Source organism: Providencia sp. PROV024 (genome assembly GCF_032709665.1).
Taxonomy (GTDB): Bacteria; Pseudomonadota; Gammaproteobacteria; order Enterobacterales; family Enterobacteriaceae; genus Providencia; species Providencia huashanensis.
In genome coordinates this window covers 2,023,554-2,038,632 of sequence record NZ_CP120545.1, presented here as the reverse complement: position 1 = coordinate 2,038,632, position 15,079 = coordinate 2,023,554, and the positions used below count along the sequence as shown (strand labels likewise).

Here is a 15,079-nt window from a genome sequence, read left to right as displayed (position 1 = left end):
GATTTGAACCGACCTTATACAACATATATACCTATTTATATGGCTATTGTTTATCATTAACCTATTCGTACTTTAAGGAAGATAGCAAAGGACTATGACTGTAATTTCTATTCCTAAACAAGCACCATCACGACGTCAAATTATATTATATGGCTTGTTATGGCTCGCGTTCTTAGCCCCTTTTTTCTTTCTAACTTATGGCCAAGTTAATGCTTATACCGCAACATTAAACCATGTCCCTTCCGTTGTTTTTTCTTGGGAGCCAGAGATCCCTTTTATCCCTTGGACGATCATTCCTTATTGGAGCATCGACCTTCTATATGGGCTATCGCTATTTATTTGCACAACTCGTAAGGAACAAACGATACACGGGTTACGACTCGCCATGGCTTCGGTTGTCGCTTGTATTGGTTTTTTATTATTTCCCCTTAAATTTAGTTTCTCTCGCCCAACGACAGATGGCCTTTTTGGCTGGATGTTTGATAGCTTAGAGTTATTTGACCTACCCTTTAACCAAGCCCCATCATTGCATATTATTTTATTATGGATCTTATGGTTACGATTTCGTGCTCATACACCTAACAAATGGCGTTGGTTGCTCCATAGTTGGTCTGCATTAATTTTAATTTCAGTTCTCACTACTTGGCAGCACCATTTTATTGATGTAATAACTGGCTTTGCTGTTGGCATCATAATTAGTTATTTGTTACCTATGCATACCCGCTGGCAATGGCATTACACGGGTTCTCCTCGTAGCTTCAAAATGAGTAAAAATTATGGTTTAGGGTCAATATTTTGTTTTGCTTTAGCTTTTTTTATTCAAGGTACAGCATGGTTATTACTCTGGCCTGCAATAGCATTATTTTTTATCACTGTAGGCTATTTGGGAACCGGCGCTAGTGTCTTCCAAAAAACCCCCGACGGCAAAATTTCCCTTTCAGCCGCTATCCTCTTACTGCCTTATCGGCTCATTGCTTGGGGAACCTATCATTACTTTGCTAAACATTGTGCACAACCGAGTATTATCAATGCGTATATTGTTTTGGGAGGGCGCCCGCTTTATCCTTTGCAAACACAAGCCGTTTTAGATATGACTTGCGAATGGCCTCGCAATACTTATAGCGAAGGGCAAGCTTACTGTAGCCAACCACAAATTGATTTGTTACCACTAAGCGCAGAAGATATCGAAAAATCAGTACATAGCATGGACCAGCTAGCAAAATTTGGTACTGTTTACATTCACTGTAAGCTAGGCTATTCACGTAGTGCTACGGTTGCTGTTGCATGGTTAGTCCACCATGGTGATGCAACAAACATAGAAGAAGCAATCGCGTTAGTTGAACAAGCACGGCCACAAGTTATTTTGAATGCGGCAACGAAAGAACAACTAAACTATTGGTATACACAATATCATTTAAATAGAGTGGCATAATGAATACTTTGATGGATAAAAATCATGGCGATATAATTATTGCTTTCACTAATAGCTGGCGCTATTTAGCAACGGGCTCCTTTTTATCCTTTATTTGTCAGTTTAGCCTATTCCTCTGTTTAAATTATAATAAATACTATTTATTTATTGCCATAATTATATTTATTATTAGTCATTATTATATTTATCGACTTTGGTTAGATAACCATTTCTTTAAAATTATCTATCACCAAGAAAACACCAAAGCCTTTGATAATACTTTAACTTTTCTATTTCCTAGGAAAACCAAAGACAGAAGTATGGAGCAACGCTGGTACGGCACCAAACAGCTATTTACCCGGGCATTACTGTCAGTACTATTACTTTGGTTATGGTTATTAATTACTGTAGTTACATTATAAGTAAATTAATTAGTAGTGATTAATATATTATTTACTATTAATCCCCACTAAAAAACACTAATTAAATATAATTTAAACCGGCAAAATTAAATAGGCGAATAAAATAAAATTGGCTATTTAACATTATAATATAATGGCTTTTTTTACTTTCACCACTGAAAACGTTATGATAATTGCAGATTCATTGATACATAACAGTTTTTTTCAGGTTGCTAAGCGTATCATTATAGATACATTTTCGTTTATTTTTCACCCTGTTATTTGGTAGGGTATAATGAGTACAAAAAAAATTAATAGTTTGCGCCCTTTTAGTGCGCTGATAGATTCTTGTTGGAAAGAAAAATATACCGTTGCCCGCTTAGTTAAAGACTTAATCGCGGGGATTACCGTTGGGATTATCGCAATCCCTTTAGCTATGGCACTAGCGATTGCAAGTGGCGTTCCACCGCAGTATGGGTTATATACTGCAGCAATTGCTGGGGTTATTATTGCCATAACTGGTGGGTCGCGCTACAGCGTTTCAGGGCCAACGGCTGCTTTTGTTGTAATTTTATACCCAGTATCGCAACAGTTTGGGCTAAGTGGGCTACTCGTGGCAACACTGATGTCAGGTATCATACTCCTTGCCATGGGCTTTGCTCGTTTTGGTAAATTTATTGAGTATATCCCTGTTTCCGTTACTTTAGGGTTTACCTCAGGTATCGCAATTACCATAGCAACCATGCAAATAAAAGATTTCTTTGGCTTGCAAATGGAACATGTGCCTGAAAACTATGTTGATAAGCTAATTGCGATTGGGAACACATTTCCAACGCTCCAATACAGTGACACACTCATTGGTTTATCAACCTTATTAGTTCTTATTTTTTGGCCAAAATTAAAATTAGCCTTTCCGGGGCATTTACCCGCTCTGGTTGTTGGTACTATCGTGATGTGGGTACTTTCATTATTTGGTCAAGAAGTGGCGACTATAGGTTCTGAATTTAGCTATTTACTTCCGGATGGCACCGAAGGTAATGGTATTCCGCCTATTCTTCCACAATTTATTTTACCGTGGGAACTCCCAGGAAGCTCACCAATTAGCTGGGGGATGATCACCGCATTAATGCCAGCCGCCTTTTCTATGGCTATTTTAGGTGCAATTGAGTCCCTACTTTGTGCTGTTGTATTAGACAATATGACAGGTAAAAAGCACCATTCAAATAGTGAACTCATTGGCCAAGGTATCGGGAATATTGCAGCGCCATTTTTTGGCGGTATCACAGCAACAGCAGCCATTGCACGCTCTGCGGCTAACGTACGTGCTGGAGCGACATCGCCAATATCTGCCGTGATCCACTCAATATTAGTCATACTCACCTTGCTCGTATTGGCTCCAATGCTTTCTTACCTACCACTCGCAGCAATGTCGGCTTTACTATTAATCGTTGCATGGAACATGAGTGCGGCTGGTAAAGTGATGTACCTAATTAAGCGCGCTCCAAAAGATGACATTATTGTATTAGTTCTTTGTATGTCTTTAACCGTGCTATTTGATATGGTTATTGCTATTACCGTTGGTATCGTTCTTGCTTCATTGCTGTTTATGCGTCGTATCGCCAACATGACTCGCTCAACACAACTTGCTGAAACCGATGAAGAAAAAAGCCGCTTAGTCGTTCGTATTAATGGCCCATTGTTCTTTGCCGCAGCCGAACGCATTTTCGATGAGCTACGGGTAAAAAGTGAAGGCTATGAAAGCATTATCATGCAGTGGGATGCTGTACCAGTTCTTGATGCGGGTGGTTTAGAAGCCTTTGAGAAATTCATAGAAGCGGTACAAAAAGATACACATATTTTAGTCTGTGATATCCCGTTCCAACCATTAAAAACATTAGCTCGCGCTAAAGTTATACCTATTGAAGGTGTATTGAGTTTCCATAACTCAATGGATAATGCATTGGAAGCAGTTAAAGAAATAGAGCAGAGTAAGGCGCCTACCCAAAAGTGACCCTGTAACAATTTAATTCTTTACTCTCGAAACCGCCACGTTAAATCACGTGGCGGTTTTCACATTAATATTCTAAACAAAACATTTCGTTTCCTGCTTTTTTACCTTTCTCACAAGCAAGTTCCCTAAGTTTTTTAGCTTTTTTCGGATCAATTCTTACCGTGCCTGTATTATCTTCAGAAAATTTAAATGCAGCCATCCATTCCGCATAGCCGGGATACGTCATATCATCAGCCTTATCAAACCATTGCTGCGCTTGTTTTTCATCTTTAGGGACACCTTGACCATCTAAATAGATAACCCCTAACCAAATTGGAGCAGTAAAATAATCAGGATTATTAAGAGCAACCACTTCATTAAGTAAATTCACTGACTGTGCGTAGTCTGTTTTACCAGCAGTTGGGTTAATTAAAGACTCTGCTAGGCTAATTTTCCCTCTAATACTGCCCAACTCAACCGCTTTTTTTGCATTTTTCCTTGCTTCAATAAACTCATCTTTAAAATAACTATCATTTAATAAGCTAATATCAGCCAATAATGCATATCCATCCGCATTACCATTCTTAGCTGCTTCATTGGCCCACAAGCGAGCACTATTGAGGTTTTGTAAAACACCTAAACCAGAAAAATACATCTCGGCTAATTGATATTGTGCTAATGCATCATTATTAATTGCTTTTTGCTGTGTCTGGGTAAAAACCTGCTTATCTTCGGGTGTAATATCTAGTTGAGCAACAGAATGAAAAGAAATAAAAAAAACAGAGGATACTATAATAGCTGTGTGATTTATCCGTAACATAAAATACTCTCATTAAAATAAATTAAAGTGCAGAACCTTGCCCGCCATTTTTTAAAAAATACTGATATAAATTATTCATTCCAACCCAATGATTTTCACACCACAAAGGTGCCAATAAGGTAGGTTTCCTTGCGCTAGCACTAATGCGGTGATAAACAATTTCAGGTGGTGTATAACGGATCATTTCCCCTGCAATTTGAGTATATTCATCAAGAGAAAGTGTTGCTAAGCGCCCTGCTCTCCAGCCTTTAGCCATCACACTGCCTTCGACGATATGTAATGGATGAAGTTTAATTCCATCAGTACCACAATTGAGTACTTTTTCGAGTGTCTGCATGTTCATTTGCATATTCTCACCCGGTAAACCACAAATTAAATGGGTGCAGACTTTTAGCCCTAATCGGCGGGCTTTTTGTGTAGTCTGCTGATAAGCAGCAAACCCATGACCACGGTTAATGCGATGCAATGTTTTATCATGGCCGCTTTGTAGTCCTAGTTCGAGCCAAATTTCATAGCCTTGTTCTTTATATTCGCTCAATAAAGATAATACAGAGTCGGGAACGCAGTCTGGACGAGTACCAACACACAGGCCAATAATATCCGCTTGCTGTAATGCCTCTTCATATAACTTCTTGAGTAGGCTCACTTCTGCATAAGTACTTGTATAAGCTTGAAAATAAGCAAGATAGCGCTTTGCTCGAGAAATGCGGGAGACTTGATGATTAATTTGCTCGCTAATTGTTTGCGAAGATTGGCTTTCATCTGAAAAGGAAGCGACATTACAAAACGTACAACCGCCTCGACCGAGAGTACCATCACGGTTTGGGCAACTAAAACCACCATGTAACGTGATTTTATAAATTTTTTCACCATATCGACGCTGTAAATCAGCGCCGAACATGGAAACAACTTCAGTTAGTTGCATGTCACGTCTGATTTAGCGACTTGTATCTAACTCAGGGAAGCTTTTAACAACTTCATCAATTGCTTTCATTTGCTTCAGGAATGGTTCTAATTTATCTAAAGGCAGTGCTGATGGGCCATCACAACGTGCATTGTCTGGGTCTGGATGCGCTTCAAGGAATAACCCGGCGATCCCCACCGCCATACCCGCTCTAGCTAACTCTGCAACTTGCCCACGACGACCACCCGATGCCGCTCCAAATGGGTCACGACACTGTAAGGCATGCGTCACATCGAAAATGACAGGGCAACCTTTAGAAGATTGAACCATCACGTTAAAACCTAGCATATCAACGACTAAGTTATCATAACCAAAGTTTGCACCACGATCGCAAAGAATAATTTTATCGTTACCGCCTTCAATAAATTTCTCAACGATATTACCCATTTGCCCTGGGCTAATAAATTGTGGTTTCTTAATATTAATGACTGCATCCGTTTTTGCCATAGCAGCGACAAGGTCGGTCTGACGCGCCAAAAAAGCAGGTAATTGGATAACATCGACCACTTCAGCTACAGGTGCAGCCTGTGCCGGTTCATGGACATCCGTAATGATTTTAACGCCAAAGGTTTGTTTCAGTTCTTGGAAGATTTTCATCCCTTCTTCAAGACCTGGTCCACGATATGAATGTATTGATGAACGATTAGCCTTGTCAAATGAGGCTTTAAATACGTAAGGGACCCCCAGTTTTTGCGTCACAGTGACATAATGCTCACACACTTTCATCGCCATATCACGAGATTCAAGCACATTCATTCCGCCAAATAACACAAACGGCAAGTCGTTCGCGACATTGATATCACCAATATTGACTACTTTCTGTTGCATACTCTTACCTTTAATATTTAGACAGGCTATCTGTCTGTACGTTAATTAATGTAATATGACTGGATGGTTATCCAATGAGTAAATTTGTATTTTAATCATTTCAGATACGGGGTCTTCTGGGCAATGTTCAATAAAGTAATTGAGATCACTTAATGCCACATGGTTGCAATCTAAATGTGCAAGTATTAGCCCACGATCACGAATTTCATAAGGGTCTTCTGGGTCGAGTGTCAGTAGCGTTTCGCAAACTTTAAGCGCTAACTCCATCTTTTTCTCTTCCATTAGCGCTGCTTTTAATGTGTCAAAGATTTTACGAATAACAACACTATTTTCTGCGGTCTCAAGTTGGTCATAAAAAAACTCAGAAAAAGGGTCAACGGTGCCCTTTAACCACATATTAAGAGTATGCAATGATAATGAATCGCCATTTACAGGGTTAATAACCCACTGTGAACCATCATTTTTTTCTGCAATGAACAATAATTGTGTCGGGAAAATCGCTGGCGCTATCTCTATACCTAAACGCTCTGCAATATATAAAAAAAGCGAACCTAGGGATACGGGCGTCCCTTGCTTGGAAGATAATACTTTATCAAGCCACAACATATCAGACAGTGAATAAATCCCTTCTGCCGGGCCAAATGACCAATCCCGATAGAACAAAGTAATAAGTTGTTCAATTTTTGACTCATTATCAGCTTGTAAATCAATAGCTGTTTGTGCCGCTGAAACTAAACTATCTAACTGAGCTTGCACTTTCATTAGTGGAAAATCATGGCGGATACATTGTGAAACGGCCATGATCCCTTCACTTAAGGGGAGTTGGTTAAATTCTATATTCGCTATGGTTTTCATTACATTTCCACTGCTGTGCCCACTTAACCATTCCATTGACCAAGTGAAATTCTTTCTCGTCCACCATAATCAAGACATGTCTCAATTTTGGTGTACCCATGTTCTTTAAATAAACCACGCACCGCGGGACCTTGTGTCCAACCGTGTTCAAGTAGTAACCACCCTTGATTCTTAATATATTTTTTAGACTCTTGAATAATATGTGCTAAATCGGCTAACCCTTCATTTTCAGCGACTAAAGCCGTTAAAGGTTCAAAACGCACATCCCCTTCACTTAGGTGATTATCATTTTCGTCAATGTAAGGCGGATTACTAATAATCATATCAAATTGTTGAAGAGATAGTGAAGCGAACCAATCACTTTGTATAAATTGCACATTTGAAATATTTAATCGCTGTTGATTTCGTTGAGCAAGTTTAACCGCATCAGGGTTAAAATCTACACCGATAACCTTGCTTTTAGGCATCTCAGATGCCAAAGCTAGTGCAATTGCCCCAGTTCCAGTACCTAAATCCAATAATTGGCTGGATTGTTCTGTTAAACGAGATAAAGCCTGCTCGACGATACATTCTGTATCAGGCCTAGGAATTAATGTGGCGGGAGAAACATACAGCGGAAGTGACCAGAACTCACGTTCGCCAACGATATAGGCAATCGGCTCACCTTTTTCTCTTCGTTGCAAAAGTGATTCTGCATGTTGAAACTCTTCTGCTTTTAATGTTGTTTCACCAAAAGCAAATAGATAGGTACGACTACGGCCTGTCACATGTTCCAGCAAAATCTCTGCGTCACGCTTTGCACTGTCACTTGCAGACAGCCGGTTAGCTGCCTGCTTTAGCCATTCTGTGTACTGCATTATTCCTGCTCAGACAACGCTGAAAGTTGGTCTGCTTGGTATTCGTTAATAATTGGTTGGATTAACGAATCTAATTTCCCTTCCATTACTTCATCTAAACGATACAAAGTTAGGTTGATGCGGTGATCTGTCACACGCCCTTGAGGGAAATTATATGTGCGAATGCGGTCAGAACGGTCACCTGTTCCTAATAGATTTCGGCGCTCAGAAGCCTCTGCTGCATGGCGTTTATCCATTTCAGCTTGGCGAATACGAGCACCTAGCACAGACATTGCTTTCGCTTTATTTTTATGCTGAGAACGCTCATCTTGGCATTCAACCACGATCCCTGTTGGGATGTGCGTAATACGAATCGCTGAGTCAGTTGTGTTTACGTGCTGACCACCCGCTCCCGATGAACGGAATGTATCGATACGCAGGTCTGCTGGGCTGATTTCAGGCAATTCCGCTTCAGGGAGTTCTGGCAAAATAGCGACGGTACACGCTGATGTGTGAATACGGCCTTGTGATTCAGTTTCAGGGACACGCTGAACTCGGTGACCTCCTGATTCGAACTTCAAACGCCCGTATACGCTGTCCCCTGAAATTTTGGCAATGACTTCTTTAAAACCACCATGCTCACCATCACTGGTGCTCATTAATTCCACTCGCCAACGATTATTTTCTGCATAACGACTATACATACGGAATAAGTCACCTGCGAAAATAGCGGCTTCATCGCCCCCAGCTCCAGCACGGATTTCAACAAAACAGTTATATTCATCATCAGGATCTTTTGGAAGTAACAATAATTGTAACTGCTGTTCTAGCTCTTCATTGCGCGCTTTCGCTTCTTTTAGCTCTTCTTGAGCCATCTCTTTCATTTCAGGATCATCCAGCAGTAATTCTGCTGTTTCAATATCATCCTGTACTGTACGCCATGCGGTGAAGCATTTAGCCACATCAGATAATTGAGAATATTCTTTAGATAAAGCACGAAAACGGTCTTGATCGGCAATCACACCCGCATCGGCAAGGTGCGCTTCAATTTCTTCGTAGCGTTCTTGTAATGCTTCTAGTTTTGCGACAATAGAAGGCTTCATTCGTTATATCAGACCTATGATTAAAAAGTGGTTATTGATGGTCCAGCCCTAAGCTGTCCCTAAGTAGATTTAGACGCTCAATATCACCATTTCCTGCTGCTTGTTGCAAGGATTTGGTTGGGGCGTGAATAAGACGATTGGTTAATTGTTGCGATAATTGCGTGATCACTTGCTCAGGGTCTGCGCCTTGGCGAATTGCCATTAACGCTTTTTCAGCCATATTAGCCCGAATGACCTCAGCTTGTGCTCTATAATCGCGAATTGTAGACACTGCCGCTTGTGAGCGTAACCAATCCATAAAGTGACTACTTTCTTGCTCAACAATAAATTCAGCTTCAACGGCGGCTGCTTTTCTCTGAGCAAGGTTCTGTGCAATGATAGATTCAAGATCATCCACAGTATAGAGATACACATCCCTTAATTTTTCAACATCTTGTTCTATATCACGGGGAACTGCAATGTCAATCAACAACATTGGTTTACTGCGGCGCACTTTCATTGCGCGTTCAACCATCCCTTTACCGATAATAGGTAGTGGGCTTGCTGTAGAACTAATGACAATATCTGCTTCCGCTAAGCGGTTATCAATATCTGATAACGAAATCACCTGAGCATTCACTTCATTGGCTAATAGTTCTGCCCGTTCACGAGTCCGGTTCGCTATCATCATTTTTTGCACACCATGTTCACGTAAATGGCGAGCAACAAGCTCGATAGTTTCACCTGCGCCGACTAACAAAATATTTAAGTGCTTGAGTGATTCAAAAATTTGCCGAGCAAGTGTACAAGCTGCAAATGCGACTGAAACGGCATTCGCCCCAATTTCGGTTTCTGTACGTACACGCTTAGCAACCGAAAAAGATTTTTGAAAAAGACGCTCCAGCTCACTTGATAACGAATGGTTGCCTTGTGAAAGTGCAAACGCTTTTTTCACTTGCCCTAAGATTTGTGGTTCCCCTAGTACCAAGGAATCCAAACCACTTGCTACACGCATTAGGTGACTAACTGCTCTATCATCTTGATGCCAATACAAACTGGGTTGTAAATCTTTTGGGGTAATACCGTGAAAATCACACAACCATTTCACTAGCTGTTCTTGAGCCCGATCTTGCGATTCAAGGCTCAGGTATAGCTCTGTTCTATTACAGGTAGACAGCACAACGCCACCACTCACTTGGGGCTGCTTAAGTAGGTCCTCAAGTGCGTAGTCTATTTTTTCAGGACCAAACGTTACCCGCTCACGCAGGGCAACAGGTGCTGTTTTATGGTTGATGCCTAAGGCTAATAAGGTCATTGTGCTTTACGACTTACTCACATTGCTTACATTGCTAATTATTTTCAGTAGCGCCTATCAATTAAGTTAACCATTGGCAGTACTGTTATTTATATTTTTCTATTGTAAATGATCCGCGCCCCTCTTTCTACGGTTTGCAAAGCGCTAACCCTCAGAAAGATGACCAACACCAAAAAATAAACCAAAAAAATGGCTTTCAATGGCTGTTTTTACAGGTTAAAGCAGATATCGGTTTTATAATTTATTAATATATCGTTACCAATTATCAGCCACATCATTATTAACTACAATAAGATGCATAAAGAATGCAATTATTTCGCACAGAAAGCAAACGCTGGCTGTTTGCCGTTACTTTTCCTGCATAGTAAATTAAATAATAGGAATCTGATTGATTGGTTAGCAATTTTAGCGCACTATTTTTCTTATTATTACACTATGTTATCTGCATGTAATGGGGAATGTTCTATTGATATTAGCTCGCTATCCTATTTATCATCTAGACCATTAAGTGACTCCGACAACACAAAACCGCTAAACTAGCTCAATGCCAGTAACTCAATGGATGCCGCTATCGGCACCGAATACAACTTTGAGATTTGATATGCAATTAACCCAAATGTTACCCTTTATTCGTCCCAATGTCCGTTTGCTACGCTTGCTCCCGCTGTCTTGCCTGCTCCTTACTGCTTGCGTGACAACGTCACAAAACACCACTAAAGGGACTAGCTCTGCTACAGATAGCCAGTGGAAAGCCCATCAACAAGAATTAAGCCAATTACGTGATTACCAAACACGCGGGTCATTCGCTTATAATGGTGGCGAAACCAAAACTTACGCTAAGTTTTTCTGGCAACAATATACCCCTGAAAAGTACCGTCTTTTACTCACTAACCCATTGGGGAGTCGTGAACTTGAGCTAACTGTTGAACCTGATTTAGCACGTTTAACGACCAAAGACGGGCAAACACATATGAGCGATGTCCCTAACGAGTTAATTTATCAGTTGACTGGGATGGAAATCCCCATCGATGACTTAACAGCTTGGCTGACCGGCTCTCCAGGCCGTGCCACAGATTTTACCTTAGATGAAAACCACCTCTTAAAAAGTGTCACTTTTGAAAATAATGGTGAAAAATGGCAACTTAATTATATCTCTTATGACAGCAAAACATCCCCGATGCTGCCAAATTACCTTGAACTACGCCAAGGTGATAGATTAATTAAATTGAAAATGGATAGCTGGACACTGAAAAAATGACATTAACATGGCCCTCTCCTGCAAAATTGAATCTTTTTTTATATATTACTGGCCAGCGCTCTGATGGCTACCATGAGTTGCAAACTTTATTTCAATTTGTGGATTACGGCGATGAAATCACCGTCACAACTCGTCAAGATGACCAGCTAAATTTATTGACAGAGATGGCGGGCGTCCCTGCCGATAAAAATTTAATTTTACGTGCGGCAAAACTGCTACAAACATACTGTCGACAAGTATTACAGTATTCTGGCCCGTTAGGCGCAGACCTTTCTATCCATAAAATATTACCAATGGGCGGTGGTATTGGTGGCGGCTCATCTAACGCTGCTACCACCTTAATTGCACTTAATGAGCACTGGGGGACTCAAGTTACTGATGAAACTCTGGCTGAACTTGGGGCAACATTGGGTGCAGATGTCCCTGTATTTGTTCGTGGTCATGCTGCTTTCGCTGAAGGCATAGGTGAAATTTTAACCAAAGCTTCCCCCAAAGAGAAATGGTATTTAGTCGCCCACCCCGGAATTGAAATATCAACCCCGATGATCTTCACAGATCCGCAATTAAATCGAAATTCTCCAAAACGCTCCCTAGCCGCATTATTACTGGCTCCGTACGCTAATGACTGCGAACCAATCGCAAGAAAACGTTTTCGTGAGGTTGAACAGCTTGTTTCTTGGCTGTTAGAATATGCTCCGTCTCGCCTGACAGGAACAGGCGCATGTGTTTTTTCTGAATTTGAAACACAAGCGGATGCCCTACAGGTGTTAAATCAAGCCCCATCGTGGGTGCAAGGGTTCGTAGCTCAAGGAGTTAATGTTTCCCCTCTGCACAAATTCCGCGCTGGGATAACCCGTGTATTGCACCAATAAGCACTGTCGCTATTGGTCAACAATATCTCTCTGGACGCAAGCCTGAGGTTTTTCTCGTGCCCGATATGAAGCTTTTTGCTGGTAACGCTACACCGGAACTAGCACAACGTGTTGCTAACCGCCTTTACACTAATCTTGGAGACGCGGCTGTTGGTCGTTTTAGCGACGGCGAAGTCAGTGTTCAAATTAATGAAAATGTTCGCGGTGGTGATATTTTTATCATCCAGTCAACTTGTGCACCAACCAATGATAACCTGATGGAACTGGTTGTTATGGTCGATGCCCTACGCCGTGCTTCTGCTGGTCGTATTACCGCTGTTATCCCTTACTTCGGTTATGCAAGACAGGATCGTCGCGTACGTTCTGCCCGTGTACCAATCACCGCTAAAGTTGTTGCCGATTTTCTGTCAAGTGTAGGTGTAGACCGTGTTCTCACTGTCGATTTACACGCAGAGCAGATCCAGGGCTTCTTTGATGTTCCTGTTGATAACGTATTTGGTAGTCCTATCCTTCTGGAAGATATGCTACAGAAAGATTTGGAAAACCCAATCGTTGTATCCCCAGACATCGGCGGCGTGGTACGTGCTAGGGCTATCGCAAAACTCCTGAATGACACTGATATGGCAATTATTGACAAACGTCGTCCTCGTGCAAACGTTTCTCAAGTTATGCATATCATTGGTGATGTTTCAGGTCGTGACTGCATCTTAGTTGACGATATGATTGATACCGGTGGAACTCTGTGTAAAGCAGCTGAAGCACTGAAAGAACGTGGTGCAAAACGTGTGTTCGCATACGCTACTCACCCAATTTTCTCAGGTAATGCTGTAGACAACATCAAAAATTCAGTCATTGATGAAGTCATTGTTTGTGACACTATCCCTCTTTCACCTGAAATTAAAGCGCTGAGCAATGTTCGTACTTTAACACTTTCAGGTATGTTGGCTGAAGCAATTCGTCGTATTAGCAACGAAGAATCAATTTCAGCGATGTTTGAGCACTAATTCCCGTTAGCTGGTTTTTAGCGTTCTGACAACGATTAAATGTCACCACAAAAATACAAGCCCCTACAGAAATAACTGTAGGGGCTTTATGATTTTAGAAAGAAAATAAACTATAGATACCTATTTCTATGACGCCTTAAGCCATAAAAATAACCAACTTACTCAAAAAACAAAAAGTTTTTGTGACATTACACTTGCAAGAGTGAAACTCACCTGACTTCCACTCTCACCTAGCCGTTAATAACATCAACACGCCCTATAAACTAGTCACTATTTATGGATAACGGTGATTATCCCTACGTGAATGATAATGGCGTTTTAACAACCAATAACGGTCTGCAACTTTTTCTCGGCCACCGACTCTCGCACCCGTAAGCCAAACAATAGCACCGATGAAAATACCAAACAGGGAACCATTAGTAACAAGCTCAGAAAGATTGAGATTAACAATATGAGAGAATAAGTTGATGCCTATGCTCCCTATCATTAAAACCATCCCTATTCCCATAAGAACATTACCAAGAAGATGAGCGCTTTTCCGTTTCATATATACCTCCAGTACCAGTAAACTGATAAGTAAGCATGTGTAAAAAAATTCGGTAATACTTTATATTTATGTAATGATTATAGTGCATTAAGTAAAATTTTTTGCGATGAGCATCACAAGGAAGGAAGTTAGCTAGGATTTCTACACAAAAAATGCTCTTTATCAAAAAAATAGAAAATCCGAATAATTTATAGCGTAACTATACTTAGGGTAATTTTACCCATGACAATTTTGTACATCTCCCATTTCTCAAGGTAAACTAGCGTATTACTTCCATAAACTGACAGTGAAATAGTCGCCGTGAGCAAAATTAAATTAATTGTTGGACTTGCAAATCCAGGTGCGGAATATGCACAAACACGTCACAACGCAGGGGCATGGTATGTCGATTTACTGGCCGAGCGCCATAATCAACCGTTAAAAGAAGAAGCTAAGTTTTTCGGTTATACCGCACGTATAAACATGGCTGGCAATGATATTCGCTTATTAGTTCCAACCACATTTATGAATCTTAGCGGTAAATCCGTTGCGGCCATCGCTAATTTTTATCGTATTAACCTTGATGAAATTTTAGTCGCCCATGATGAACTCGACTTGCCACCCGGCGTAGCGAAAATGAAATTAGGCGGCAGTAATGGCGGCCATAACGGTTTAAAGGATATTCAAAGTAAATTTGCCAATAACCCTAACTTTTACCGTTTACGTATTGGTATTGGGCACCCCGGTGATAAAAACAAAGTTGTTGGCTTTGTGCTCGGTAAGCCCCCGCTTTCTGAACAAAAGCTCATTGATGACGCTATTGATGAAGCAACAAGATGCACTGATATTCTACTTACAGATGGAATGGATAAAGCAATAAATAGGCTCCATAGCTTTAAAGCCTCCGCATAAGAGTT

General features: G+C 40.8%; 15 protein-coding genes. 7 read left to right on the top strand and 8 right to left on the bottom strand.

The window, feature by feature from the left end; translation table 11 throughout:
- Nucleotides 1–94 precede the first annotated feature (94 nt).
- The 3 genes from P3L56_RS09440 to dauA all read left to right on the top strand — a co-directional run bounded on the left by P3L56_RS09440 (nucleotide 95) and on the right by dauA (nucleotide 3,823).
- The gene (locus P3L56_RS09440; protein ID WP_210831958.1) at nucleotides 95–1,432 is read left to right on the top strand and encodes a phosphatase PAP2/dual specificity phosphatase family protein; all 1,338 of its coding nucleotides are present in this window, start codon (nucleotides 95–97) and stop codon (nucleotides 1,430–1,432) included.
- The gene (locus tag P3L56_RS09435) at nucleotides 1,432–1,833 is read left to right on the top strand and encodes a hypothetical protein (RefSeq protein WP_198861353.1); all 402 of its coding nucleotides are present in this window, start codon (nucleotides 1,432–1,434) and stop codon (nucleotides 1,831–1,833) included. The genes P3L56_RS09440 and P3L56_RS09435 overlap by 1 nt, the downstream gene beginning before the upstream one ends.
- A 274-nt stretch (nucleotides 1,834–2,107) precedes the next feature.
- Nucleotides 2,108–3,823, top strand: coding sequence for a C4-dicarboxylic acid transporter DauA (dauA, locus tag P3L56_RS09430; RefSeq protein WP_129465861.1), 1,716 nt, complete (start codon nucleotides 2,108–2,110; stop codon nucleotides 3,821–3,823).
- Between the two features lie 64 nt (nucleotides 3,824–3,887).
- Here dauA and P3L56_RS09425 read toward each other — a convergent pair whose 3' ends face one another.
- From P3L56_RS09425 to hemA, 7 genes are read right to left on the bottom strand one after another with little or no spacing between them, the layout of a single operon-like run.
- On the bottom strand, nucleotides 3,888–4,622 hold the full coding sequence (locus P3L56_RS09425) for a tetratricopeptide repeat protein (protein WP_129465860.1): 735 nt from the start codon (nucleotides 4,620–4,622) through the stop codon (nucleotides 3,888–3,890).
- Nucleotides 4,623–4,644: 22 nt separating this feature from the next.
- Nucleotides 4,645–5,547 (bottom strand): TIGR01212 family radical SAM protein, encoded by a 903-nt coding sequence (locus tag P3L56_RS09420; RefSeq protein WP_048607109.1) that lies wholly within the window; start codon nucleotides 5,545–5,547, stop codon nucleotides 4,645–4,647.
- A gap of 12 nt (nucleotides 5,548–5,559) precedes the next feature.
- A complete protein-coding gene (gene kdsA / locus P3L56_RS09415) occupies nucleotides 5,560–6,414 on the bottom strand; it encodes a 3-deoxy-8-phosphooctulonate synthase (protein WP_042843935.1) in 855 nt (284 codons plus the stop codon).
- Between the two features lie 45 nt (nucleotides 6,415–6,459).
- Nucleotides 6,460–7,269: an invasion regulator SirB1 gene (sirB1, locus tag P3L56_RS09410; protein WP_042844351.1), complete on the bottom strand. Its 810-nt coding sequence runs from the start codon at nucleotides 7,267–7,269 to the stop codon at nucleotides 6,460–6,462.
- 23 nt (nucleotides 7,270–7,292) lie between these two features.
- Complete coding sequence (prmC, locus tag P3L56_RS09405; RefSeq protein WP_042843936.1) at nucleotides 7,293–8,126, bottom strand: peptide chain release factor N(5)-glutamine methyltransferase; 834 nt, start codon at nucleotides 8,124–8,126, stop codon at nucleotides 7,293–7,295.
- Nucleotides 8,126–9,208 (bottom strand): peptide chain release factor 1, encoded by a 1,083-nt coding sequence (gene prfA / locus P3L56_RS09400; RefSeq protein WP_042843937.1) that lies wholly within the window; start codon nucleotides 9,206–9,208, stop codon nucleotides 8,126–8,128. The genes prmC and prfA overlap by 1 nt, the downstream gene beginning before the upstream one ends.
- A gap of 31 nt (nucleotides 9,209–9,239) precedes the next feature.
- Nucleotides 9,240–10,502 carry a glutamyl-tRNA reductase gene (hemA, locus tag P3L56_RS09395; RefSeq protein WP_042843938.1) on the bottom strand — a complete coding sequence of 421 codons (1,263 nt, stop codon included), beginning with the start codon at nucleotides 10,500–10,502 and terminating at the stop codon, nucleotides 9,240–9,242.
- A gap of 628 nt (nucleotides 10,503–11,130) precedes the next feature.
- On the opposite strand from hemA, the gene lolB reads away from it, so the two are divergent.
- Genes lolB through prs form a run of 3 tightly spaced genes read left to right on the top strand, consistent with a single transcriptional unit; the run spans nucleotide 11,131 to nucleotide 13,636 of the window.
- A complete protein-coding gene (lolB, locus tag P3L56_RS09390) occupies nucleotides 11,131–11,760 on the top strand; it encodes a lipoprotein insertase outer membrane protein LolB (protein WP_210831770.1) in 630 nt (209 codons plus the stop codon).
- Complete coding sequence (gene ispE, locus P3L56_RS09385; protein WP_048607107.1) at nucleotides 11,757–12,632, top strand: 4-(cytidine 5'-diphospho)-2-C-methyl-D-erythritol kinase; 876 nt, start codon at nucleotides 11,757–11,759, stop codon at nucleotides 12,630–12,632. Before lolB ends, ispE begins: the two co-directional genes overlap by 4 nt.
- Nucleotides 12,633–12,688: 56 nt before the next feature.
- Nucleotides 12,689–13,636 carry a ribose-phosphate diphosphokinase gene (gene prs / locus P3L56_RS09380; RefSeq protein ID WP_042843941.1) on the top strand — a complete coding sequence of 316 codons (948 nt, stop codon included), beginning with the start codon at nucleotides 12,689–12,691 and terminating at the stop codon, nucleotides 13,634–13,636.
- 274 nt (nucleotides 13,637–13,910) lie between these two features.
- Here the strand turns inward: prs and ychH are convergent, their stop codons facing one another.
- Nucleotides 13,911–14,183 carry a stress-induced protein YchH gene (ychH, locus tag P3L56_RS09375; RefSeq protein ID WP_034783625.1) on the bottom strand — a complete coding sequence of 91 codons (273 nt, stop codon included), beginning with the start codon at nucleotides 14,181–14,183 and terminating at the stop codon, nucleotides 13,911–13,913.
- Nucleotides 14,184–14,483: 300 nt separating this feature from the next.
- Here ychH and pth point away from each other — a divergent pair, with 300 nt between their 5' ends.
- Entirely contained in the window at nucleotides 14,484–15,074 is a 591-nt protein-coding gene (gene pth, locus P3L56_RS09370; RefSeq protein WP_042843942.1) for an aminoacyl-tRNA hydrolase, read from the top strand.
- Nucleotides 15,075–15,079: the final 5 nt, after the last annotated feature.